Source organism: Micromonospora sp. NPDC047793, assembly GCF_040642635.1.
In the GTDB taxonomy this organism is placed as follows: domain Bacteria; phylum Actinomycetota; class Actinomycetes; order Mycobacteriales; family Micromonosporaceae; genus Micromonospora.
Genome location: NZ_JBEYSG010000004.1, coordinates 167,737 through 191,089 on the forward strand (window position 1 = coordinate 167,737; position 23,353 = coordinate 191,089).

19 protein-coding genes are annotated in these 23,353 nt (G+C 72.8%); 11 read left to right on the plus strand and 8 right to left on the minus strand.

Annotation, left to right across the window (positions count from 1 at the left end):
* Positions 1–2: 2 nt before the first annotated feature.
* Together ABZ738_RS10905 and ABZ738_RS10910 are read right to left on the minus strand one after the other, a co-directional pair.
* Entirely contained in the window at positions 3–677 is a 675-nt protein-coding gene (locus ABZ738_RS10905) for a polysaccharide deacetylase family protein (RefSeq protein WP_131051337.1), read from the minus strand.
* Between the two features lie 243 nt (positions 678–920).
* Entirely contained in the window at positions 921–2,543 is a 1,623-nt protein-coding gene (locus ABZ738_RS10910) for a glycoside hydrolase family 43 protein (protein ID WP_357212433.1), read from the minus strand.
* Between the two features lie 255 nt (positions 2,544–2,798).
* Between ABZ738_RS10910 and ABZ738_RS10915 the strand changes: the two genes are divergently transcribed.
* From ABZ738_RS10915 to ABZ738_RS10930, 4 genes are all read left to right on the plus strand, one after another.
* Entirely contained in the window at positions 2,799–4,094 is a 1,296-nt protein-coding gene (locus ABZ738_RS10915) for an extracellular solute-binding protein (protein ID WP_131051335.1), read from the plus strand.
* Positions 4,095–4,140: 46 nt separating this feature from the next.
* Positions 4,141–5,160: a LacI family DNA-binding transcriptional regulator gene (locus ABZ738_RS10920; RefSeq protein ID WP_131051334.1), complete on the plus strand. Its 1,020-nt coding sequence runs from the start codon at positions 4,141–4,143 to the stop codon at positions 5,158–5,160.
* Positions 5,161–5,283: 123 nt separating this feature from the next.
* Entirely contained in the window at positions 5,284–6,309 is a 1,026-nt protein-coding gene (locus ABZ738_RS10925) for a LacI family DNA-binding transcriptional regulator (protein ID WP_176093134.1), read from the plus strand.
* 270 nt (positions 6,310–6,579) lie between these two features.
* Positions 6,580–7,596 (plus strand): NAD-dependent epimerase/dehydratase family protein, encoded by a 1,017-nt coding sequence (locus ABZ738_RS10930; RefSeq protein ID WP_357212436.1) that lies wholly within the window; start codon positions 6,580–6,582, stop codon positions 7,594–7,596.
* Positions 7,597–7,648: 52 nt separating this feature from the next.
* Here the strand turns inward: ABZ738_RS10930 and ABZ738_RS10935 are convergent, their stop codons facing one another.
* Positions 7,649–8,623 carry a nitroreductase gene (locus ABZ738_RS10935; protein WP_131051331.1) on the minus strand — a complete coding sequence of 325 codons (975 nt, stop codon included), beginning with the start codon at positions 8,621–8,623 and terminating at the stop codon, positions 7,649–7,651.
* 210 nt (positions 8,624–8,833) lie between these two features.
* On the opposite strand from ABZ738_RS10935, the gene ABZ738_RS10940 reads away from it, so the two are divergent.
* Entirely contained in the window at positions 8,834–9,472 is a 639-nt protein-coding gene (locus tag ABZ738_RS10940) for a response regulator transcription factor (RefSeq protein ID WP_131051330.1), read from the plus strand.
* 21 nt (positions 9,473–9,493) lie between these two features.
* Here the strand turns inward: ABZ738_RS10940 and ABZ738_RS10945 are convergent, their stop codons facing one another.
* Both ABZ738_RS10945 and ABZ738_RS10950 read right to left on the minus strand, forming a co-directional pair.
* On the minus strand, positions 9,494–11,122 hold the full coding sequence (locus ABZ738_RS10945; RefSeq protein WP_236145563.1) for a GAF domain-containing sensor histidine kinase: 1,629 nt from the start codon (positions 11,120–11,122) through the stop codon (positions 9,494–9,496).
* Positions 11,123–11,247: 125 nt separating this feature from the next.
* Positions 11,248–12,333, minus strand: a complete 1,086-nt coding sequence (locus ABZ738_RS10950; RefSeq protein ID WP_357212727.1) for a nitroreductase — start codon at positions 12,331–12,333, stop codon at positions 11,248–11,250.
* A gap of 109 nt (positions 12,334–12,442) precedes the next feature.
* Between ABZ738_RS10950 and ABZ738_RS10955 the strand changes: the two genes are divergently transcribed.
* Positions 12,443–14,353, plus strand: a complete 1,911-nt coding sequence (locus ABZ738_RS10955) for a heavy metal translocating P-type ATPase (RefSeq protein WP_357212439.1) — start codon at positions 12,443–12,445, stop codon at positions 14,351–14,353.
* 21 nt (positions 14,354–14,374) lie between these two features.
* On the opposite strand, the gene ABZ738_RS10960 is transcribed toward ABZ738_RS10955, so the two are convergent.
* From ABZ738_RS10960 to ABZ738_RS10970, 3 genes are all read right to left on the minus strand, one after another.
* On the minus strand, positions 14,375–15,262 hold the full coding sequence (locus ABZ738_RS10960) for a universal stress protein (protein ID WP_357212441.1): 888 nt from the start codon (positions 15,260–15,262) through the stop codon (positions 14,375–14,377).
* A gap of 12 nt (positions 15,263–15,274) precedes the next feature.
* Complete coding sequence (locus ABZ738_RS10965) at positions 15,275–17,668, minus strand: phosphoketolase family protein (protein WP_357212443.1); 2,394 nt, start codon at positions 17,666–17,668, stop codon at positions 15,275–15,277.
* A gap of 87 nt (positions 17,669–17,755) precedes the next feature.
* Positions 17,756–18,619, minus strand: a complete 864-nt coding sequence (locus ABZ738_RS10970) for a universal stress protein (RefSeq protein ID WP_357212445.1) — start codon at positions 18,617–18,619, stop codon at positions 17,756–17,758.
* Positions 18,620–18,821: 202 nt separating this feature from the next.
* On the opposite strand from ABZ738_RS10970, the gene ABZ738_RS10975 reads away from it, so the two are divergent.
* The 5 genes from ABZ738_RS10975 (at position 18,822) to ABZ738_RS10995 (ending at position 23,344) form a co-directional block, all read left to right on the plus strand.
* Positions 18,822–19,058 (plus strand): HTH domain-containing protein, encoded by a 237-nt coding sequence (locus ABZ738_RS10975; protein WP_357212447.1) that lies wholly within the window; start codon positions 18,822–18,824, stop codon positions 19,056–19,058.
* Positions 19,055–19,639, plus strand: a complete 585-nt coding sequence (locus ABZ738_RS10980; protein WP_254876759.1) for a Clp protease N-terminal domain-containing protein — start codon at positions 19,055–19,057, stop codon at positions 19,637–19,639. Before ABZ738_RS10975 ends, ABZ738_RS10980 begins: the two co-directional genes overlap by 4 nt.
* 99 nt (positions 19,640–19,738) lie before the next feature.
* Entirely contained in the window at positions 19,739–20,725 is a 987-nt protein-coding gene (locus ABZ738_RS10985) for a diacylglycerol kinase family protein (RefSeq protein WP_236145559.1), read from the plus strand.
* On the plus strand, positions 20,718–21,728 hold the full coding sequence (locus tag ABZ738_RS10990; RefSeq protein WP_131051320.1) for a YihY/virulence factor BrkB family protein: 1,011 nt from the start codon (positions 20,718–20,720) through the stop codon (positions 21,726–21,728). The genes ABZ738_RS10985 and ABZ738_RS10990 overlap by 8 nt, the downstream gene beginning before the upstream one ends.
* A gap of 125 nt (positions 21,729–21,853) precedes the next feature.
* Positions 21,854–23,344, plus strand: a complete 1,491-nt coding sequence (locus ABZ738_RS10995; protein ID WP_176093144.1) for a phosphatase PAP2 family protein — start codon at positions 21,854–21,856, stop codon at positions 23,342–23,344.
* The last annotated feature ends 9 nt before the right edge of the window (positions 23,345–23,353 follow it).

Here is a 23,353-nt window from a genome sequence, read left to right on the forward strand (position 1 = left end):
CGTCAGCGACTCACGGTGCTGCCGGGTAGGGCGAAGGTCCACCCTGCGGTACGCGCCAACGGCACGAAACGGTCGACAGCGTCGACGGTCTGGCTCCGGTCTCCGCCCCCGTCGTGCAGCAGCACCACCGCGCCGGGTGCGGCACCGTCGGTGAGTCGCCGCAGCAGTTCGTCGGTGCCGGGCGGCTCCCAGTCGGTGACGGCGACCCGCCAGCCCATCGGCCGCATGCCGAGCGCGGCGGCGACGGTGGGGGTCTGGCCCCAGGCGCCGTACGGGGCACGGAAGTAGCCGACGCGGGCGTACGGGACGGCCTGCCGGATCACCGCGTTGGTCTCCAGCAGGTCCGACGCGATGCGACCGGCGGCCCAGTCACTCATGTCGTCGTGCCGCATCCCGTGGTTGCCGAGCACGTGGCCCTCGGCGGTGATCCGGCGGACCACCTCGGGATACCTCACGACCTGGTCGCCCCGGAGGAAGAAGACCGCCCGGACGTCGTGGTGGGCCAGCACGTCGAGCAGGCGTGGGGTGTGCACCGGATGCGGCCCGTCGTCGAAGGTGAGGCAGAGGACCTGCCCGGTGTCGATCACCTCGACCGGTCGAGCCGGTGGGGGCCCGATGCCCGACCGGAACGTGACGGCGGGGTAGGGGGCGTGGCGGGGCTGGGTGGACGGTGGCATCACCGGTGGCCTTCCGACAAGGTGGTGCGGCGAGTAGGTCGCGTGGGGCGCGAACCCGCCCCACCTGGCACGGCGACGATGCTGCGGTGGCGATGCGGTCGTTCCGGGAGCGTCCGGTAACTTGGTCGAAACGTTACGGCCGTCGATGCCGAGGCGTCAATGGTCGATACGTCCGACTCTCGGCATCTTGCCTGTTCAGGGCGCTGGAAAGCGATATCGAGAACTTTCCGGACGCCGCGTAGTTCAGTGGTCGAGGTAGGTGGCGTGGTCGAAGTCCGCGTACCGTCCGTCGCCACCGATGTCCTGCACCCAGAGTCCGAGCAGCGACCCGGTGAAACCCCAGGCGGTGAACTCTCCGTCGACCATCTCGGTGGCGTGCTCGTCGGAGAGGATGGTGGCGTCCAACTCGACCGGCACCTGCTGCCAGCCGGCACCCAGGTCGTACTCGAAGCGCAACACCGGGCCGTCGAAGGTCACCCGCAGGCCGACCTGGCGGGCGCCGCCGGTGTCGACGGTGAGCTGCGGGTACGCGGTACGTCGTCCCCGGTCGCAGCTGAGCACCTCCAGCACCACGCGCCCGTCGTCGGCCCGGGTCAGATAGAGGTGGTGCCAGTTCCGGGTGTTGTAGTACCCGGTCACGCCGGCCAGGTGCCGGTGATCACGCGGGTCGAACTCGACGACCGTCTCCAGCGAGCAGTGCGACGTGCGGACCCGGCGGGCGACCAGGCTCGGGGTCTGCTTGCCGGTCGGCGACTGTCCACCGTGCACGCGCAGGTACGAGGGGCGCGAGCGCAGGTCGATCCAGTCGTCGTCGGCCGGTCGGCGCAGCGTCGACCAGCACACCGCCAGTTCGGGCGCGTCGAAGTGGTCGACGGCTGGCTCCGGCGGCCACGGTTGTGTCGGCAGGTCCGGGGCGGCGATCTCGTCGGCCGGGATGCCGCCGTCGACGCGGGGCCACCCGCCGGACGGCCAGTCGACCTTCTGCAGCGCGGTCTCCCGCCCCAGCACGCACGCGCCGAGCGGGGTGTACGGGCGGCCGACGAGGTGTGCCATGTACCACTCGCCGTGCGGGGTCTGGACCAGGCTGCCGTGTCCGGCCTTCTGCAACCTGAGGTCGGGGCGGCCGACGGAGGTGAGCATCGGTCCGGCCGGGTCGACCTCGTACGGCCCGAACAGCTCGCGCGAGCGGGCCACCGTGACCTGGTGTTCCCAGCTCGTGCCGCCCTCGGCGGTGACCAGCCAGTACCAGCCGTCACGGCGGTACAGGTGCGGTCCCTCGGTGAGGCCGACCTCGGTGCCGGTGAAGATGATCCGCGGCTCACCGAGCATGCGCCTGCCGACCGGGTCGTACTGCTGGATCTCGATGCCGCCGAAGCGGTCGCGGCCCGGCCGCCACTCGGCGCTGAGCGCGAGCACCCAGGTGGTGCCGTCGTCGTCGTGGAAGAGGGCCGCGTCGAAGCCGTGCGAGTGCAGCCGGACCGGCTCCGACCAGGGGCCGGTGATGCTCGGTGCGGTGGTGAGGAAGTTCTGTGCGTCCCAGTAGCCGCCCGCGAAGCTGGCCACGTCGCTGTAGACGAGGTGGAACAACCCGTCGTGATGGGTCAGGTCGGGTGCCCAGATACCGGCGGCGTCGTCGCAGCCGCGCAGGTCGAGCAGGCGGCGGTCGGTGACGATCCCGCCCGTGTCACGCCAGTGCACCAGGTCCGTGGAATGGTGCACGCGCACGCCCGGATACCACTCGAAGGTCGAGGTCGCCAGGTAGTAGTCGTCGTCGACGCGCAGGATCGACGGATCGGGATGGAATCCGGCGAGGATCGGGTTCCGGATCGACCGGGTGGTGGCCACGTCCGCGGTCTCGGCCGACATGCGCTGCTCCTTCAGGCTTCGAACCCGGTGGATTTCCGGAAGTGGGCTGCGGGAACCTCCCAAGATTCGGCTCACCGTAGCGGGTAGTGTCTGCATACGACAGCCCTCTTGACCGCGTACGTCGACGCGTCGTAACGTGCCGGCCATCACGACGAAAATACCGGCAACGGGTTGAAACTTTCGAACTGCCATTCGCGGCCTGTCGCCGATCGCAGTGCCTCTATGCGTACGTCACCGGTTGTCGAAGGGATACAGATGACAGCGCCCGTCTCCCGCAGGTCACTACTCGGCCTGGCCGGTCTCGGCGCCAGCGCCTTCCTGCTCGGAGGATGCGGAGGGGACGATTCCGACAGCCCCGGCACCCCGCAGACGGTCAAGTGGTGGCACATCCAGAACACCGAGCCGATGCTGCCGGTCTGGGCCGACCTGGCGCGGGTGTACTCGGGCCGGCACCCGAACGTGACGTTCGAGATCGAGCCGCTGGAGAACGAGGTCTTCAAGACCGAGCTGGCCGAGATCACCAAGAAGGGCACGCCACCGGACCTGTTCCAGTCGTGGGGCGGTGGCCTGTTGCAGCAGCAGGTGGAAGCGGGCCTGGTCAAGGACATCACCGCCGAGGTGGAGCCGTGGATCGGGCAGTTGCTGCCCGCTGCGTTGCAGCCGTACACGATCGACGGACGGATCTACGGCATCCCGTTCGACGTCGGCATGACCGGCTTCTGGTACAACCGGGACCACTTCTCCGACGCCGGCATCACCTCGCCGCCCACCACCTGGGCCGGGCTGCTGGAGGCGGTCGGCAAGCTCAAGGCGCGGGGCATCACCCCCATCGCGCTCGCCGGCAAGGACAAGTGGCCGGGGCACTTCTACTGGGCGTACCTCGCGATGCGCGTCGGTGGCCTGGAGGCCCTGCGCGTCGCGGGTGAGACCGGCAACTTCGACACCCCGGAGTTCGTCGCCGCGGGGGAGCGACTGAAGGAGCTGGTCGATCTCAAGCCGTTCCAGCGCAACTGGCGCTCCGCGGAGTACGGCACGGCGGACGGGCAGGGCGCGGCGATGGGCAACGGCGAGGCCGCCATGGAGCTGATGGGCCAGTGGGCGCCCTCGATCCAGGCATCGTCGTCGAACAGCAAGCTCGGCATCGGCAACCAGCTCGGCTTCTTCACCTTCCCGACGGTGGAGGGCGGTAAGGGTGCCGCCACCGACGCGTTCGGCGGCGGCAACGGCTTCGCGGTCGGCCGCGACGCTCCGCCCGCGACGGTGGACTTCCTGCGCATGCTGCTGCGGTCGGAGAACCAGCGCCGGGCCGCCGAGACCGGTGCCGTGCTTCCCACCAACCTGGCCGCCGTCGGCCGGATCAAGGACCCGAACAACCAGGTGGTGGCGGCGCACCTGGCGGTCGCGACCGGGTTCCAGCTCTACCTCGACCAGGCGTACCCGCCGGCGGTCGGTCAGCAGGTCAACAACAGCGTCGCCGAGCTGATGATCGGCCGTAAGCGGCCGGATCAGATCCTCAAGGACATCACCGCGGTGGCGAAGAGCCAGCAGTGACGCCTCCGTCGGCGGCGTCCATCGAGCGAGCAGATGGAGGCGCCGCGTGGCTGCCAGTGACAACCGCACAGTGACCATCGCGGCGATCGCCCGTCTGGCCGGCGTGTCGGTGCCGACCGTGTCGCGGGTGATCAACGGGCGTTCGGACGTGGCTCCGCAGACGCGTCAGCGGGTGGAGGAGTTACTCACGCGGCACGGGTACCGGCGGCGTCCGCCGAGTATGCGGGCGAGTTCGGGGTTGGTGGACCTGGTCTTCAACGATCTGGACAGTCCGTGGGCGGTGGAGATCATTCGGGGTGTGGAGGATGTCGCGCACGCCGCCGGGGTGGGCACGGTGGTCTCCGCCATCCACCGCCGTACCTCCTCGGCCAAGCAGTGGCTGGACAACATCCGGACCCGCTCCACCGAGGGGGTCATCTTCGTCACCTCCACCCTGGAGGCGCCGCAGCAGGCCGAGTTGCGTCGCCTCAACATCCCGGTGGTGATCGTCGACCCGGCCGGTGTCCCCGCCCAGGACGCGCCGACGATCGGTGCCACGAACTGGGCCGGCAGTCTGCGGGCCACCGAGTACCTGATCGGGCTGGGACACCGCCGGATCGGGTTCGTCGCCGGCCTGCCGCAGTTGATGTGCAGCCGGGCCCGGATGGACGGCTACCGCGCGGCACTGGAGACGGCCGGTATCCCCGTCGACGACCGGTTGATCCAGGTCGGTAACTTCTATCACGAGGCCGGGTTCTCCGGCGGGGTGCGGTTGCTCGGGCTGGCCGATCCACCGACGGCGATCTTCGCGTCCAGCGACCAGATGGCGTTGGGGGTGTACGAGGCGGTCCGGCAGCGGGGTCTGCGGGTGCCGGACGACGTGAGCGTGGTGGGTTTCGACGACCTTCCCGAGGTGCGCTGGTCATCGCCCCCGCTGACGACGGTGCGTCAGCCGTTGGCCGAGATGGGGATGCTGGCGGCGCGTACGGTGCTGCGGTTGGCCAAGGGCGAGAAGGTGGAGAGCCCCCGGATCGAGCTGGCCACCGAATTGGTCGTCCGGGACAGCGCGGCGGCACCGAGGAGCTGACCGCCGACGGCCCGACGGATCTGCCCCACCTCCCGGTATGCGGGTGAAAATTCCGGCACTAGGGTGGGGGTTGTCGGCTGCCTCGCCGGGTGGGTCGCCGTACCGGGTTGGGTGGGTGGAGCTGTGGTTGCCAGAGAGACCCCCAGGGTCACGATTTCGGCGATCGCCGATCTGGCCGGCGTGTCGGTGCCGACCGTGTCGCGGGTGATCAACGGGCGTTCGGACGTGGCTCCGCAGACGCGTCAGCGGGTGGAGGAGTTACTCACGCGGCACGGGTACCGGCGGCGTCCGCCGAGTATGCGGGCGAGTTCGGGGTTGGTGGACCTGGTCTTCAACGATCTGGACAGTCCGTGGGCGGTGGAGATCATTCGGGGTGTGGAGGATGTCGCGCACGCCGCCGGGGTGGGCACGGTGGTCTCCGCCATCCACCGGCAGGCCGCCTCCGCCGAGCAGTGGTTGACCAGCCTGCGTGGGCGGGGCACCGAGGGCGTCATCTTCGTGACCTCGATGGTCGAAGCGCCGATGCGGGCCGAGTTGCGCCGGATGGACGTCCCGGTGGTGATCGTCGACGCCGACGGACTGCCGCCGCAGGACGCGCCGACGGTCGGCGCCACGAACTGGGCCGGAGGGCTGCGGGCCACCGAGTACCTGATCGGGCTGGGACACCGGCGGATCGGGTTCATCGCCGGGCCGCCGCAGTTGATGTGCAGCCGAGCCCGGATGGACGGCTACCGGGCGGCGCTGGAGGCCGCCGGGTTGGGCTTCGACGACGCGTTGGTCTGCCCGGGCGACTTCTATCACGAGTCCGGTTTCGTGGGCGGCACCCGGCTGCTGGGGCTGGCCGATCCACCGACGGCGATCTTCGCGTCCAGCGACCAGATGGCGTTGGGGGTGTACGAGGCGGTCCGGCAGCGGGGTCTACGGGTGCCGGACGACGTGAGCGTGGTGGGTTTCGACGACCTTCCCGAGGTGCGCTGGTCATCGCCGCCGATGACGACGGTGCGTCAGCCGTTGGCCGAGATGGGGATGCTGGCGGCGCGTACGGTGCTGCGGTTGGCCAAGGGGGAGAGGGTGGAGAGCCCCCGGATCGAGCTGGCGACCGAGTTGGTGGTCCGGGACAGTGCCGCCGCCCGACCGACGATCGGTTGATCTACCGATATTTTTCCGGAAGTTGTTGACGGGCGTCTCGGTGGCGACGACGATTTAGCGTGCCAACCTTCGATGAAGGAGCCGGCCAGGGGTGCCCGCCGTGCCCGCGGCACCGCCCTGCCGAAGCCCGTGCCCGGCGCACGCCACTGGCGGACGCCGGGCACGGCACTGTCACGTCGGGCACGGTGCGGTCCGGCTTCTGCCCAGGGCAGATCCGCTGAGGGTGAACGATCTGTCCCACCACGCCCGACACCCGGCAGGGTGGACCACATGAGAATGCTCATGCTGGGCGGCAGCGGGTTCGTGGGCCGGGCGACGGTCGCCGAGGGCGTCCGTCGTGGATGGACGGTGGCCGTGTTCAACCGGGGGCGGCACGGGGCTCCTCCGGCGGGTGTACGGCACCTGACCGGCGACCGCACCACAGCGGACGGGCTGGCCGCGCTGGCCGACGGCGAGTGGGACGTGGTGGTCGACACCTGGGACGGTGCGCCTCGGGACGCCCTCGCCGGCGCACGGATGCTCGCCGGGCGGGTCGGGCACTACGTCTACGTCTCCTCCGGATCGGTCTACGCGCCGCCGGTGCCCGCCGGGGTGACCGAGGACGACGCGGTGGTCGACGCCGACCCGGCCGCCGCCGACGGCGACTACCCGACACTCAAGCGCGGCAGCGAGCGGGCGGTCCAGGAGGTCTTCGGCGACCGGTCGTTGTTGGCCCGGGCCGGGCTGATCCTCGGCCCGGGCGAGGACATCGGTCGGCTGCCGTGGTGGTTGACCCGTGTCGCCCGGGGCGGTGACGTGCTCGCGCCCGGTCCCGCCGACCTGCCGGTGCAGTACGTCGACGTGCGCGACCTGGCCGGCTTCCTGCTCGACGCCGGGGCCGCCCGCCTCGCCGGCCCGGTCAACGTGGTGGACCGTCCCGGGCACACCACCATGGGTGGACTGCTCGCCGCCGCCGTCACGGCGACCGGTGCCGACGCCTCGCTGCGGTGGGTCGCGCCGGAGCGTCTGCGTGACGCGGGCGTGTCCCCGTGGAGCGAGTTGCCGGTGTGGCTGCCGCCCGGCCACGAATACCGGTGGATGCAGCAGATCGACGTCAGTCGGGCGTACGCCGCCGGGTTCACCGGTCGGCCGGTGTCCGACACCGTCACCGACACCTGGGAGTGGTTGCGCCGAGTGGGCGAGGTGCCCGCGCGGGCGGGGCGGCCGGCCCGAGAGCCGGTGGGTCTCGACCCGACCCGGGAGGCCGCCCTGCTCGCCGAGTTCGGCACGGGCGACCCGGCCCGCTGAGCGTCGGCCCGGCCCTCCCCGCGACGTCGCCCGGTCCACCCCTCGTCGGCGGTCAGCCGAGGTGCACCGGCAGGTCCAGCGTCTCGTCGACCGGGCGGCGTGGGGTGGGCCGGCCGGGCCGACCGAACCCGATCCGCATCACCATCTGCGGGGTGCCGAACCGGCCCAACGACATCCGGAGCTGCTCACGGGCCGAGGGCACCTCGATCGGCTGGGACAGCATCGACACCGACAGCCCGGAGTCGGTGGCGGTGAGCAGGACCCGCTGCAACGCCTGTCCGGCGACGACCTGGTCGACGGCGGTGTTGCCGGCCGAACCGAGCACCGCCACCAGGGGCTCCGGCTCGAAGTCGCGGCCGGGTGCGCGCGGGGCGCCGCCGAAGCCACGTGACGGCAGCAGGTCCTGCGGTTCGGCCTGCGGCCCGCCGGCCAGTGCCGGCACCCCGTCGGGCGCGGGCTCGGCGCGTACCCAGGTGAGGCGTTCGGCCCGGTAGGCGGGATCACGTTCGAGGACGCGGTGCGCGCCACGGGCGATCTCGGCGAAGGCGGTGACCGCGCTCACCCCGATCAGCAGTTCCAGCCAGCAGTGCTCGGCGCGGGCCGCCTCACCGAGGCGCCAGCGGGTGTCGGCGGGCACCGGGTCGGGCCAGAACGGGGCGCGGTTGCTGAACCGGCGGTGGATCGCCGCGTGCAGGTTCTGCTCGGTCGGGGTCGGTCGGCGCGGCAGGTCCGGCACCAACCGGGCCAGCACGGTCGGTTCCGCCGGGTACGGCCGCAGCCGGACGGTGGCCGGGTTTCCCGCCACCGCCAGCGCCAGACGCAGGTTGAACAGTGCCGCGCCACCGGCGACCCGGGCACCCCAGCCGCTCGGGTCGGTGGCGGGTAGTCCGCGTCGCGGGTCGAGAAGCACCTCGATGCCGCCGTCGCGCAGCCGGAACCGCCAGGGCTGGACGTTGTGCAGGGACGGCGCCCGCACCGCGTCGGCCGCGGCGACCCGAAGCTGCTCGGCGGTGTAGCCGTTCTCCATGGTCCTGCCCCCTCACGCTCGCCGGTACCACCCCACGGTGCGCCTCGGCGACCCCCGCCCAGCAGGGCCACACGTCCCGAACCCCCGGGACACCCCGCCCCTCACCCGGGACCGTGCACCGGCGTCGACTCCATCTCCGACCAGGGGACGGTGGTGGGTCGGGACCTTCGGCCCGTGCGTGCGGTGGGGGAGAACGGGTAGAAACGAAGGATGATCCGGGTGTTCCTGCTCGACGACCACGAGGTCGTCCGTCGTGGCCTTGCCGACCTGCTCCAGGCCAGCGGCGACATAGAGGTGGTCGGCGAGTCCGGCTCCGCGCCGGAGGCCGCCCGCCGGATCCCGGCGCTCCGCCCCGACGTGGCAATCCTCGACGCCCGGCTACCCGACGGCAACGGCATCGACGTGTGCCGGGACGTGCGGGCCGTGGACTCCTCGATCAAGGGCCTGATCCTCACCTCGTACGAGGACGACGAGGCGCTGTTCGCGGCGATCATGGCCGGTGCCTCCGGGTACGTGCTCAAGCAGATCCGCGGCACCGACCTGGTCGACGCGGTGCGCCGGGTGGCGGGCGGGCAGTCGCTGCTCGACCCGGCGATCACCACCCGCGTCCTGGACCGCATCCGCAGCGGCGTGGAGCAGCCACGCGAGCTGCAGTCCCTCACCGAGCAGGAACGGCGGATCCTGGAGTACGTCGCCGAGGGCCTGACCAACCGGGAGATCGCCGGCAAGATGTTCCTGGCCGAGAAGACGGTCAAGAACTACGTCTCCAGCGTGCTGGCCAAGCTCGGCCTGGAACGGCGTACCCAGGCCGCCGTGCTCGCCACCCGGCTGCTCGGCAAGTCCCGCTGACCGTACGCCGGCACCCGCCGGTCAGTCCCGCAGCGGGATCGACCAGCGCAGTTCGGTGCCGTGCGGACGGGCCGGGCGGACCTCGAAGGTGCCGTCGTGGCGTTCCGCGCGCTCGCGCAGGTTCACCAGCCCGCCCCGGGCGGCGGCCGGGTCGCATCCCACCCCGTCGTCGGTGACGAGCACGGTCACCCGACCGCCGTCGACCCGTACCGACACCGTCACGGCCGACGCCTCGGCGTGGCGTACCGCGTTGGACAGGGCCTCGCGGAGCACGGCGGTGAGATCGGGGCGGACCGCGTCCGGGACGGCGCTGTCGACCGGGCCGTTCAGCTCCAGCCGGGGACGGAAGCCCAACGACTCGGCCGCCACCTCCACCGCCTCGCGGATCTCGGTGCGCAGCGCCGCGCTCACCGGACTGCGCAGCTCGAAGATGGTGCGGCGGATGTCGGAGATGGTGGCGTCCAGGTCGTCGACCGCCGCGTTGATCCGTTTGGTCAACTCGGGCCGCGTGGCCAGCGGCACCGCGCTCTGCAGGTGCAGGCCGGTGGCGAACAACCGCTGGATGACCACGTCGTGCAGGTCACGGGCGATGCGTTCGCGGTCCTCCAGGACCACCAACTGCTCGCGTTCCTCCTGGCCGCGTGCGCGTTCCATGGCCAGCGCGGCCTGCCCGGCGAAGCTGCCGAGCAGCGCCACGTCCTCGTCGGTGGCGCCACCGTGCTCGACCGCGTGCGCGATCACCAGGACACCGTGCAGGGTGTCGGCGGTGGCCAGCGGCGAGATCACCGCCGGCCCGGTGTGCAGCACCGCCGGCCAGGGAGCGGCGTGGGCGAGGTCGTCCACCGAGTCGTGCCGGCCCTCGGCGATCGGCCCGGCGAAACTGGTGTCCGCCGCCGGCAGCACGGTGCCGACCAGCGCGCGGGCCTGGCTGCCGGCACCGTCGACCACCTCGACCGTGAAGTGGTCGGCCTCGTCGTCGTAGAGCAGCACCAGGGCCAGCTCGGCCTCGGCGACCTCGCGGGCCCGTCGCGCCACCAGCGTCAGCGCGTCGGTGCGGCGGACCTCGCCGAGCAGCAGTGAGGTGATCTCGGCGGTGGCGGCGAGCCAGCGTTCCCGCCGGTGCGCCAGCGCGTACAACCGGGCGTTCTCGATCGCCACCCCGGCCGCCGCGGCGAGGGCCACGACGATCTCCTCGTCGTCGTCGGTGAACTGCGCGCCGCCCTGCTTCTCGGCCAGATAGAGGTTGCCGAAGACCTGGTCGCGGATGCGGACCGGCACGCCGAGGAAGGTGTGCATCGGCGGGTGGTGCGGCGGGAACCCGTAGGAGCGCGGATGCTGGGTGATGTCCGGCATCCGCAGCGGCTTCGGATCGTCGATCAGCAGGCCGAGCACGCCCCGGCCGTGCGGCAGGTCACCGATGGTGGCGTGCAGCTCGGGGGAGATGCCGTGGGTGATGAAGTCGTGCAGCGTCCGGTCGGTGCCGATCACGCCGAGCGCGCCGTACCGGGCGCCGGCCAGGTCGCAGGCGGACTGCACGATCCGTTGCAGGGTGCTGCGCAGGTCCAGGTCGGTGCCGATGCCGACCACCGCGTCGAGCAGGGCCCGCAGCCGTTCCCGGCTGGTCATCACCTCCCCGACCCGGTCGAGCATCTCCTGGAGCAGCTCGTCCAGGTGGACGCGGGAGAGCGGGCTGAGGCCGAGGGAGGGCGGCTCGTGCCGGGGGTGGGGTTCGCCGACGGTCACCCGGCGATGCTAACCGGCGGGCGGCCGTCGGCTCATCCCGCTGTTCCCTCCACCGCCGAGGTGTCCACCACCTGCGCGCGATCCAGTCGCTGGGTGTGCGGCGGACCCGCGTGCGCCGGGTCCGCGACGCCGAGTCGCAGGACGAGGTACGGGTGGCCGAGCCCGGCCAGCACCCCCCGCAGGACCTGCCGGGTCGCCGGCACCTCGACCACCCCGCTCAGCGGCACCACCGAGACACCCAGCCGGGTGGCGGTCAGCCAGGCGGCGGAGAGCGCCTCACCGGCGCGCAGCCAGTCCACCGGCTCGTCCTCGTCGCCGTAGAGCACCGCGTACGACGCGGCCCGGTCGTGGCCCGGCCCCACCGGCAGCGTCCCGGGGCGGCCGAAGTCCCGGCCCGGCACGGTGGTCTGCGGGGCCTGCTCGGGCAGCACCTCGGCGGTCAACCCGGTCCCGGCGGCCCGGCTGGTCCAGTAGTCCAGTTCCTCGCGCAGCCGGGAGTCGTCGGCCTCGACGGTGGCGGCGCGCGAGGCGGCGGCGGCCAACTCCAGCACCTGGTCGCGATCGAGGATCTCCAACCGGGCGCCCTCCTGGCGGGCGGCCGTGCTGACCGCGTCCAGTCGTTCGTCGCCGACCGGCTCGTCGCTGACCGGTCGACGGTCGGTGTGCCTGACCTGCATGCACTGGACGGTCCGCATGGCGTCCGGGTCGGCCCCGCTGGGCCGCAGGTCGGTCAGCCGGGCGAGCAGCTCCGGCTCGGCCGGGTCGGGCATCCGCCGTACGGTCGTCGTCCACCCCTCGGCGGCCAGCGCCAACCGGGCGTGGTGCAGTGCCGCCCCGCAGCTCAACCGGACCAACTCGCCGTCCGGATCGGTCGCCGCCAACTGCGGGTCGTGGACCATCCGCAGCTCCAGCGCGTCGGGCAGGACCCGCCAGCGCCACGGCTGCGCGTTGTGCACCGAGGGCGCCCGACCGGCCATCGTGGCGGCCTCCGCGAGCGCGGTGGGCAGCGGGCGATGCGTGGCCGGCGTCTGGTGGCTCATTGTCACGACCTTTCGTCTCTGCTCATCGTGCCGCACCTCGGTGCGGCCGTGGGCCGGGTCTGGCCCATCATGCGACATCCGCCGGGGGTCACGCACGGTCCCAACGTCCCGGCACCGAGGGGTAGTTCGGCCCGGGATCTGGCCGGAGTGCCCGACGGTGGGGCGCGGTGCCTGCGACGATCCGCGCATGGCGGAACCGACGTCGGACGCGCCGGACCACGGTCCCCGCGAGTGCCTGGCGCCGCGCCCCGTGCCGTCGGGTGGACCACGGTGGTGGTGGCTGTGGGCGCCGCTGACCGCACTGACCGCGTTGGTCCTGGCCGGAGCGGCGGCACGACTGGCGGGACGGGTCGGGGTCGCTGACGCGCTGTGGGCGGCGGCCACTTTCGTCGCGTTGCTGCCGGCGGCCGCCTCGATGCTGCGCGAGCTGTGGCGGCGACGTTTCGGCGTGGACGTGATCGCCGTCCTCGCGTTGGCCGGGGCGCTCGTCGTCGGCGAGTACCTGGCCGGTGCGGTGGTCGCGCTGATGTTGGCGACCGGCCGGACCCTGGAGGCGTACGCGCACCGGCGGGCGACCCGTGACCTGCGCTCCCTGCTCGCCCGTGCCCCGCGTACCGCCCGTCGGCGTACCGCCGACGGCGGCGTCGAGGTGGTGCCGGTGGACCGGCTGGCGGCCGGGGACCGGTTGCTGGTCGGCCCCGGTGACGTGGTCGCCGTCGATGGTGTCGTGGAGTCCGCGGCGACCCTCGACGAGTCGGTGGTGACCGGGGAGTCCCGGCTGGTCGAGCGGGCGGCGGGGGAGCGGGTGGCCAGTGGGGTGGTCAACGCCGGGGCGGGCTTCGGACTGCGGGCCACCGAGAGCGCCACCCGCAGCACGTACGCGGGGATCGTCCGGTTGGCCGAGGAGGCGACCGCCCGCAAGGCGCCGACGGTGCGGCTGGCCGACCACTACGCCGCCGCCTTCGTGCCGTTCACCCTCGTCGTGGCCGGCCTGGGCTGGTTGCTGTCCGGTGAGTTCCTGCGGGCGGTGGCGGTGCTGGTGGTGGCGACCCCGTGCCCGCTGCTGCTGGCCACCCCGATCGCCATCGTCAGCGGGCTGTCCCGGGTCGCCCGGCGGGGGATGCTGGTGCGCGACGGCGGGTCGCTGGAGGTGCTCGGTCGCGCCCGTACCCTGCTGGTCGACAAGACCGGCACGCTCACCCTGGGCCGACCGAGGGTGGCCGACCTGGTGGTGGCCCCCGGCGGCGACGCCGACGAGATGCTGCGCTCGGCCGCCTCGGTGGAACAACTCTCCCCGCACGTGTTGGCGGCGGCGCTGGTCCGTGATGCCCGGGGACGCGGGATGCGGCTGGTGACGCCGACGGAGGTGACCGAGGAGGCGGGCCGGGGAGTGCGCGGGCGGGTGGGTGGACGACGGATTCGCGTCGGTCAGCTCGACGCCGACCCGCCGCCGTGGGCGGTGCCGGTCCGTACCCGCGCCGAACAGGCCGGACACAGCGTGGTCTGGGTGTCCGACGAGGCCGGGCCGTTCGGCGCGGTGGTGCTGGAGGACCCGGTACGCCCGGACGCCCGCCAGGTGGTGGACCGGCTGCGGAAGGCCGGGATGACCCGGATCGTGATGGTCACCGGCGACCGCCCGGAGACGGCGCACCGGGTCGCGCGGGACGTCGGCGTGGACGACGTGCTGGCCCGGTGCACCCCGACGGAGAAGGCGGCCCGGGTCCGCGCCGAGGCGGGGCGGGCGGTCACCGTGATGGTCGGCGACGGTGTCAACGACGCGCCCGCCCTGGCGGAGGCGCACGTCGGGGTGGCGATGGGCGCCACCGGGGCGACCGCCTCCGCCGACGTCGCCGACGCCGTGCTGAGCGTCGACCGGCTCGACCCGCTCGCCGACGCGGTGGAGGTGGCGCGTCGCGCCCGGCGGATCGCGGTGCAGAGTGCCACGGTGGGGATGGGCCTGGCGGTCGTCGCGATGGGGTTCGCGGCGGCCGGGAAGCTGCCACCGGTGGCCGGTGCGTTCCTCCAGGAGGGCATCGACGTGTTGGTGATCCTCAACGCCCTGCGGGCGCTGGGCGGCGGGCCGCGCCGACCGGCCTGACACCGGTCGGCGCGGATCGCCTCAGCGTTTCCGGACGACCGCCACCGGGCAGTGCGCGTGCTGGATGAGCTGCTGGCTGACCGAGCCGAGCAGCATGCCGCGCAGGCCGCCCCGGCCCCGGGTGCCGACCACCACCAGTTGCGACCGGCGGCTGGACTCGATCAGCAGCCCGGCCGGTGCGGAGGTGCCCGTCTCGACGCTCACCTCGACGTCGGGGAAGGTCTCCCGCCAGCGGCGCACCGCCTCGTCCAGCTCCGCGCGGTCCTCGGCCAGGGCCGCGTCCCGGGCCTGCTCTCCGGTGAGGTTCGCCTGCTCGCCCCTGGGCTGCCAGGCTCGCAGCACCCGCAGCGGCACCCTGCGCAGGGCGGCCTCCTCGACGGCGTAGCCGAGGGCCACCAGCGAGGGTTCGGAGCCGTCCACCCCGACGGTGACGTGCCCGGACCGGGCGGCGTCGGCGGTGTCGCGGCGAACCACCACCACCGGGCAGTGCGCGTGCGCGGTGACGCTGACCGCCGTGGATCCGGCGAGCAGGCCGGCGAAGCCGCCGTGTCCCCGGCCGCCCAGCACCACCAGGTCGGCCTCCGCCGAACTCTCCTCCAGCACCAGGGCGGGCGGGCCGTCGCGGACCTCACCGTGCACGGTCAACTCGGGGTTGGCCGCACCGGCGTCCGCGGCGGCTTTGCCCACCAACTCCTCGACCTGCTGACGGGCCTGTTCGTCGGGCCACATGCCGGGCGTGACTCCGGGACCGACCCAGCCGGCCACGGTGAGCCACTCGAAGACGTACACCAGCCGGACCGGTCGGCCGGACCGGCGGGCCTGGTCCAGCGCCCAGTCCAGGGCCGCGGCCGCGTCCGGCGAGCCGTCGTAGCCCACCACGATCTCCGCGCCGTCCGTACTCCCGGTCATGGTGTCTCCTTTTCAGGGGTTGGTGGGGTCGGTCTCGCGGACCCAGCGCCACTCGGCGACCCGGGGGTCGTCCTCCCCGAACCGGCGGGTGTGGTCGCGGGCCGCGTCGCGGGCGTCGGCCATCTCCTGCCGCAGGTACGCCACCCGGTCGCCGAGCCCCGGCACCCGGTCGATCACGTCGATGACGAGGTGGAACCGGTCCAGGTCGTTGAGCATCACCATGTCGAAGGGCGTGGTGGTGGTGCCCTCCTCCTTGTACCCGCGTACGTGCAGGTTGCGGTGGTTGGTGCGGCGGTAGGTGAGCCGGTGGATCAGCCACGGGTAGCCGTGGTAGGCGAAGATGATCGGCTTGTCGCGGGTGAACAGCGTGTCGAACTCGTTGTCCGGCAGGCCGTGCGGGTGCTCGCTCGACGGCTGGAGCCGCATCAGGTCGACCACGTTGATCACCCGGACCTTCAGGTCGGGCAGGTGCCGGTGCAGCAGGTCCGCCGCCGCCAGGGTCTCCAGGGTGGGCACGTCCCCGGCGCAGGCGAGGACCACGTCCGGCTCGCTGCCGCCGTCGGTGCCGGCCCAGTCCCAGATGCCCACCCCGCGCCGGCAGTGCTGCACGGCCTCGTCCATGGTCAGCCAGTTCGGCGCGGGCTGCTTGCCGGCCACCACCACGTTGACGTAGTGCCGGCTGCGCAGGCAGTGGTCCATGGTGGAGAGCAGGGTGTTCGCGTCCGGCGGCAGGTACACCCGGACGACCTCGGCCTTCTTGTTCATCACGTGGTCGATGAAGCCCGGGTCCTGGTGCGAGAAGCCGTTGTGGTCCTGCCGCCAGACGTGGCTGGAGAGCAGGTAGTTCAGCGATGCCACCGGCATCCGCCAGGGGATGTCCCGGGTCACCTTGAGCCACTTCGCGTGCTGGTTCACCATCGAGTCGACGATGTGGATGAACGCCTCGTAGCTGGTGAAGACGCCGTGCCGCCCGGTCAGCAGGTAGCCCTCCAGCCAGCCCTGGCACAGATGCTCGGAGAGCACCTCCATCACCCGGCCGTCGGGGGAGAGGTGGTCGTCGCCGGGGACCGTGGCGCCCATCCAGGCCCGGTCGGTGACCTCGAAGGCCGCCTGGAGCCGGTTGGAGGCCACCTCGTCCGGCCCGAACAGCCGGAAGGTCTGCGGGTTCGCGGCGATCACGTCCCGGATCCACCGGCCCAGTACGCCGGTGGCGCCGGTGGCCGTCGCACCGGGACGTGGCACGTCCACCGCGTAGTCGCGGAAGTCCGGCAGGACCAGGTCACGCAGCACCGACCCGCCGTTGGCGACCGGGTTGGCGCTCATCCGCCGATCCCCGGTGGGCGGCTGGGCGGTCAGCTCCGGGACCGGGGCGCCGGTGGCGTCGAACAGCTCCTCCGGGCGGTAGCTGCGCAGCCAGCGCTCCAACTCGGCCAGGTGCTCCGGGTTGCTGCGGACGTTCGACAGGGGCACCTGGTGGGCGTGGTACGTGCCCTCGACCTGCTTGCCGTCGACCTCGCGCGGACCGGTCCAGCCCTTCGGCGTACGCAGCACGATCATCGGCCAGCGCGGACGCTCGGTGGTGGCTCCGGACCGGGCCCGACGCTGAATCTCGGCGATCTCGTCCAGCGCCCGGTCCAGAGTGGCGGCGAGTGCCTCGTGCACGGCGGCGGGTTCGTCACCGGCCACCACGTACGGCTGGTAGCCGAAGCCGCGCATCATGGCGAGCAGGTCGGACTCGGGGATCCGGTCCAGCACCGTCGGGTTGGCGATCTTGTAGCCGTTGAGGTGCAGGACGGGCAGCACCGCGCCGTCCCGGGCGGGGTTGAGGAACACGGTCGACAGCCAGCTCCCGGCCAACGGGCCGGTCTCCGCCTCGCCGTCCCCGATGACACAGGCCACCAGCAGGTCGGGGTTGTCGAACGCGGCACCGTAGGCGTGGCTGAGCGCGTACCCCAGCTCGCCGCCCTCGTGGATCGAGCCCGGCACCTCCGCCGCCACATGGCTGGGGATGCCGCCGGGGAAGGAGAACTGGCGGAACAGCCGGGCCATGCCGGCCTCGTCGCGGCCGACGCCCGGATACCGCTCGCTCCAGGTGCCCTCCAGCCAGGTGTTCGCGACGATCGCCGGACCGCCGTGACCGGGGCCGGTGACGAAGAGGGCCGACAGGTCCCGGTCGACGATCACCCGGTTCAGGTGGGCGTAGATCAGGTTCAGGCCGGGCGAGGTGCCCCAGTGCCCCAACAGCCGGGGCTTGACGTGCTCCGCCGTCAGCGGTTCGCGGAGCAGGGGATTGTCGAGCAGGTAGATCTGCCCGACGCTGAGATAGTTCGCGGCCCGCCAGTAGGCGTCGAGGCGGCGCAGTTCCTCGTCGGTCAGGGTGCTCGGGATGTCCACGGCCGTGTCCATACTGCTTGAGCCTCTCGCGGGTCGGTGGATTCTGCATCCGCAGCGCGGGTTTCCTGCCTCCAGCTTTCCGGGATCGGCGGGCGTGGATCAGGGCCGTTGGTCCCGCCCGGCCGGGTGTCCTGGCCTGTCGTCGGCGGGCGGCCCGGAGACGCCCCGGACCACCAGCACCGGGGCCGGGGCGTGGTAGAGCAGCGACTGGCTGACCGCGCCGAGCATGCCGCGCCACGGTTCGTCACCGCGCGCGGCGACCACCACCAACTGCGCGGCGCGCGACTGTTCGACCAGGACGTCACCCGGTTCGCCCCGGACGACCCGGCACTCCACCATGACGCCGCGCTGCCCGGCACCGTGTCGGGCCACGAGCGCGGCGAGCCGGTCGGCGGCCTCACCCACCGCCGCGTCGGACTCGACCACCCAGACCACCAGCAGGTGCGAACGGTGCCGGCTGGCGCAGGCGTACGCCCAGGCCAGGGCGATCTCGGCGGACGCCGAGCCGTCCACACCGACCAGGACCGGCCCGGTCGGCGGGGGTTCCTGGCGGGCGACCAGCACCGGGCAGTCGGCGCGGGCGGCCACCTGGACGGCGGGACTGTCGGCCGGGATGCAGCGGTCGCAGTGGGCCATGCCGCCGTCCCCGACGGCCACCAGGAACGCCGTCTCGGACTTGCGGACCAGCGTCGCCACCGCCGAACCCTCGATGATCTCGGCGGTGACCGGGACGTCCGGCTCGCTCTGGTTGGCCGCCACGGTGGCCTCGGCGAGTAGTTCCTCGGCGTGCGAGCGGGACGCGGTGACCGCGGGCGCCTCCATCGCGGCCCAGTTGAACGCGTGCATCAGGTGCAGCGCACGGCCGTGGGCGGCGGCCACCCGCGCGGCGGTACGGGCCACCGGCAGCGCGCCGTCCGGACCGACGCCGACCAGCACCGGCGTCGTCCCGCTGCCTAGGGCCATCCGCCATCACCCCCGCAGCTGCGTTCGGCCTGCTGTTGAGGCTAGTCGCGCCGGTGCGGCCCCGGGGCGTGATCGCCCGACGGCCGCCCTGCTCAGGACGCCGATCCCACCCGGAGCACGACCGCGCTGGCGGGTGGCGCGGACCAACGCCGGGTGTCAACCGGGATTGACAGGCTCGGGCCTGTCAATGTAAGTTGACGCCATGAGTCAGGCGACGGAACTCGCGGCCGCAGCGGGCAGCACCGACCCCAGGGTCGGGCTACGCGCGGTCCGCGCCCTGCGCCGGCTGCTCGAACGGCTTGAGGTGGTCCAGGTCGACAACGCCCGCCGACAGGGCTGGTCCTGGCAGGAGATCGCCGACGCGCTCGAGGTCAGCCGGCAGGCGGTCCACAAGAAGCACGCCGGGCGACCGGCGGTCGGATCCTCCCGGGAGGCATGATGTTCGAACGGTTCACCGACCGCGCCCGCACCGTGGTGCGGCACGCACGCGACGAGGCGCGGGCCGAGGGGCGAGGACCCGTCGGCACCGAGCACCTGCTGCTCGGCATCCTCGCCGACGGCGACGCGCTGGCCGTCCGGGTGCTCCGCGACGTCGGGGTCACCGGTGACGACCTGCGGGAGCGGGTACGCCGCCACACCGTCCGGGGCGACGACGGGCTCGCCGAGGCCGACGCCGCCGCGCTGCGGGAGATCGGCATCGACCTGGCCGCGATCGTGGCCCGGATCGAGGAGTCCTTCGGCCCGGACGCGTTGCGTGAGGCCGTGCCGGCACCGCGTCGCCGCTGGGGTCGGCTCCGGCGGCACCCGGGCGGGCCGTTCTCCGCCCGCGCCAGGAAGGTGCTGGAGCTCTCCCTGCGCGAGGCGATGCGGCTGCGGCACCGGCACATCGGCACCGAGCACCTCCTGCTGGGGCTGCTCCGCGAGGGCAACGGGCTGGCCGCGCTGGTGCTCACCGAGGCCGGGGTGGACCTGGCCGACGTACGCCGCCGGGTGGAGACCGCGCTGCGGGCCGCCGCCTGAGCCGCCACGCCACGGGTCGGCGTCACACCTGTCGGGTGGGTGAACCTGGTCACCCGGCGTCGGGTCGCCGAACCGCCTACCGTGCCGCACACTGACGCCGTGGAAGCTGGACGAGACGGACAGGCACTGCGCAGTGCGGTCGTGGTCAACCCGGTCAAGGTGGAGGATCTCGACACGTTCCGCCGCACGGTCGTCGACGCGCTCGCCGCCGCCGGCTGGCCCGAGCCGCTGTGGCTGGAGACCACCGTCGACGACCCCGGGCGCGGCCAGACCGAGCAGGCCCTGGCCGAGGGCGTCGACGTGGTCTTCGCCTGCGGCGGCGACGGCACCGTGATGGCCTGCGTCAGCGCGCTGGTCGGCACCGAGGTGGCCCTCGCCGTCCTTCCCCAGGGCACCGGGAACCTGCTCGCCGCCAACCTGGGACTCTCCACCGACCTGGCCGCCGGGATCGAGGTGGCCGTCGAGCGCGGACGGCGTCTGCTCGACGTCGGCGAGGTCGACGGGCAGCACTTCGCGGTGATGGCCGGCATGGGCTTCGACGCCCAGATGCTCGCCGCCACCAACGAGACGACGAAACGGCGGATCGGCTGGCCGGCGTACGTCGTGGGCGCCGCCCGGCACCTGCGCGACCGCCCGATGCGGGTGTCGATCTCGCTGGACGACCAGCCGCCGCTGCGCCGCCGCGCCCGCTCGGTGCTGGTCGCCAACGTCGGTCGGCTCCAGGGCGGCGTACGCCTGCTCACCGAGGCCGAACCCGACGACGGCTACCTCGACGTCGCCGTGCTCACCCCGCACCGGTTGCGACACTGGATCAGGCTCGGCTGGGCGGTGGTACGCCGCCGCGACCGGGTGCCCCGGATGGAGGTCTTCCGGGCCCGCCGGGTGACCATCACCAGCAACCGCCCCCAGCCGCGCGAACTGGACGGCGACCTGATCGAGCCCGGCCACGAGCTGAGCGTGCAGATCCGTCGACGGGCCCTGTGGCTGTGCGTACCGCAGCCGGAGAGCACACCCGACCTGGCCGAGGACGCGTCCGGCGCCGCCGAGCGGGGTGAGCGGCTCATCGAGGAGGGCCGGGGTGAGTAGCACCAAGATGGTGCCGGAGACCCGGCTGATGGCCGACGAGCAGCTCTGCGCCGACCACGCCTGGCAGACGCTGCGCCGCGAGGGCGGCTGGCACCTGCTGCACGACGCCTTCGTCCGGTTCCGCTACGGCGACGGGTTCAGCCACGCCCGCGCCTTCGCCTTCCAGCTCTGCCTGGCCGTGGTGCCGTTCCTGATCGCGCTGACCGGGCTCATCTCGGAGCTGGGGGCGGCCGAGGGCGGCGAGGTGGTGGCCGACACCGTCCTCGCGCTCACCCCCGGCGCCAGCGAGGCGGTCGTCGCCGATCTGCTCGGCGAGGGCGCGGGCGGCGAACGCGTCGAGGACATCGGCGAGGTGGCGCTGGCCCTCGGCCTCGGCACCGGGCTGGTCGCGCTGACCAGCACGATGGCGCAGATCGAGCGGGGCGCCAACCGGATCTACGGCGTCGAGCGAGACCGCCCCGCCCTGCGGAAGTACCTGCGCGCCGCGGTGCTCGCCGTCGTCGCCGGCATACCGGCGCTGACCGGGTTCCTCATCCTCGTCGGCGGCGGCCCGATGGGCGACTCGGTGGAACGCCGCTACGCCTGGGGCGAGTGGGCCGCCATCCTCTGGGACGTGGTGCGCTGGCCGCTCAGCCTCGCGCTGACCGTGCTGGCCGTCGCGGTGCTGTTCCGGTACGCCCCACGTCGCCGTCAACCCGGCCTGTCCTGGCTGCTCTTCGGCGCCGGCATCGCCACCGCACTCTGGTGGCTGGCCAGCCTGCTGCTCGCCGGCTACGTGCGGTTCAGTGAGGACTTCGGCCAGACGTACGGCGCGCTGACCGGCATGATGGCGTTGTTGCTCTGGGCCAACCTCACCGGCATGGCGCTCTTCGGCGGGCTGGCCTTCGCCGCCCAACTGGAGGCGGTCCGCATCGGTGTGTCCGAGCCCGCCAAGCCGGACCTGTGGAAGCCGAACGCCCCACGTGCGGGTCTGCACGACACCGGCGAGATGACCGCGCTCTAGACGCCCGCCGTCCGGGCCGGAACGTCCTTCTCCACCCGGGCGGGTGTACGCACCCATCGACGCGGGTACAGCGCCACGCCAGAAGGCGTCGCCGTCGGTCGACGCCCCTGGCGAAGGAGGCTGCCGTGGGCGCGGTCCGGGACGTACTGCGACGACCACTCGGTCACTTCACCGAACGTACCCTCGCCGGGCTGCTGCTCGTCCTCGGCGCCGGGGTCGGTTTCGGGCTGCTCCTGGTGCTGGTCCGGGTGCAGTGGACCCCGCTGTACGACGTGGACCACGGCGTGGCGGTCTGGCTCAACGAGCGGATCTCACCCATCGGTCCGCTGGTGACGGTGCTCACCGCCATCACCGACCTCGGCGGTCGACCGGTGATCGTCTGGCTGGTCACCGTGGCCGTGGTCGGGCTGCTGATCCGCAAGCAGGGTCGGCTCGCGGTCTTCCTGATCGTCACCGGGGCGGGCGCGCTGATCCTCGACCCGTCGCTCAAGACGCTCGTCGACCGGCTGCGCCCCGAGGTGGACGTGCCCATCGGCACGTACGCCGGGCAGAGCTTCCCCAGCGGACACGCCCTCGGGTCGATGGTCGCCTACGGCGCGCTGCTGCTGGTCTTCCTGCCGGCCATGGCGCCCCGCTGGCGCAAGCCGGCGATCGCCCTGGCCGCCACCGTCGTGGTCCTGATCGGATTCACCCGGGTCGCGCTCGGCGTGCACTTCCTCTCCGACGTGCTCGGCGCCTGGCTCCTCGGCGCGGCCTGGCTCGGCGTCACCGCGTACGCCTTCCGGCTGTGGCGGTTGGAACGCGGCCGCCCGGCCGTCCCACTGACCGACGGCCTGGAGCCCGAGGCGGCACACGAGGTGGCCCTGGCACCGGAGGAGGAGAAGCTGCTGCCGCACGCCCGTGCCGGCGTCGCCGAGATCGTGGTCGGCTGGGTGCTGGTCTTCGGCGCCCTCTACGGCTTCGGCATGCTCGTCAGCTACCACGCCGACGGCACCTTCCTGGCCCGGCTCGACGAGACCGTGCCGCAGTGGTTCGCCGACCGGGGCACCCCGTTCCTGGACGACCTGAGCTGGGTGTGGAGCAAGGTCGGCGACACCCACGCCATCCTGCTCATCTCGATGGTCTTCTGCCCGCTGGTGCTGGCGATCTGGCGACGCTGGCGGCCGGTGCTCTTCGTGGCGCTGACCATGTTCGGCGAGCTGACGCTCTTCCTCGCCTCCGCCGCCGCCGTGGACCGGCCGCGCCCGCCGGTGGAGAACCTGGACGGCCCGATGCCGACGTCCTCCTTCCCGTCCGGCCACATCGCGGCCACACTCTGCCTCTGGGTGGCGATCGCCGTGGTGGTCTTCCCGCGTACCGACCGGTGGTGGCGTTGGCTCTTCGTGGCGGCGGCGGTGATCATGCCGGTCGGTGTGGCAGTGTCCCGGATGTACCGGGGCATGCACCACCCGACCGACTTCATGGGCGCGATCATGCTGACCGGGCTCTGGATCGGGCTGCTCTACTGGGTGATTCGCCCCAACGAGGACGTACGGTCCGGCAACCAGCCGGAGATCGAGTCCGAGGACGTGGACACCCTCGACGACGAGCTGGCCAAGGCCGGCCAGCCGGGCTGAGGCGACCGT

Coding starts and splice junctions, on each gene's coding strand:
- ABZ738_RS10905 (WP_131051337.1), bottom strand. CDS start 677: ATGCCACCGTCCACCCAGCCCCGCCACGCCCCCTACCCCGCCGTCACG.
- ABZ738_RS10910 (WP_357212433.1), bottom strand. CDS start 2,543: ATGTCGGCCGAGACCGCGGACGTGGCCACCACCCGGTCGATCCGGAAC.
- ABZ738_RS10915 (WP_131051335.1), top strand. CDS start 2,799: ATGACAGCGCCCGTCTCCCGCAGGTCACTACTCGGCCTGGCCGGTCTC.
- ABZ738_RS10930 (WP_357212436.1), top strand. CDS start 6,580: ATGAGAATGCTCATGCTGGGCGGCAGCGGGTTCGTGGGCCGGGCGACG.
- ABZ738_RS10935 (WP_131051331.1), bottom strand. CDS start 8,623: ATGGAGAACGGCTACACCGCCGAGCAGCTTCGGGTCGCCGCGGCCGAC.
- ABZ738_RS10940 (WP_131051330.1), top strand. CDS start 8,834: ATGATCCGGGTGTTCCTGCTCGACGACCACGAGGTCGTCCGTCGTGGC.
- ABZ738_RS10945 (WP_236145563.1), bottom strand. CDS start 11,122: ATGCTCGACCGGGTCGGGGAGGTGATGACCAGCCGGGAACGGCTGCGG.
- ABZ738_RS10950 (WP_357212727.1), bottom strand. CDS start 12,333: ATGTCGCATGATGGGCCAGACCCGGCCCACGGCCGCACCGAGGTGCGG.
- ABZ738_RS10955 (WP_357212439.1), top strand. CDS start 12,443: ATGGCGGAACCGACGTCGGACGCGCCGGACCACGGTCCCCGCGAGTGC.
- ABZ738_RS10960 (WP_357212441.1), bottom strand. CDS start 15,262: ATGACCGGGAGTACGGACGGCGCGGAGATCGTGGTGGGCTACGACGGC.
- ABZ738_RS10965 (WP_357212443.1), bottom strand. CDS start 17,668: ATGGACACGGCCGTGGACATCCCGAGCACCCTGACCGACGAGGAACTG.
- ABZ738_RS10970 (WP_357212445.1), bottom strand. CDS start 18,619: ATGGCCCTAGGCAGCGGGACGACGCCGGTGCTGGTCGGCGTCGGTCCG.
- ABZ738_RS10975 (WP_357212447.1), top strand. CDS start 18,822: ATGAGTCAGGCGACGGAACTCGCGGCCGCAGCGGGCAGCACCGACCCC.
- ABZ738_RS10980 (WP_254876759.1), top strand. CDS start 19,055: ATGATGTTCGAACGGTTCACCGACCGCGCCCGCACCGTGGTGCGGCAC.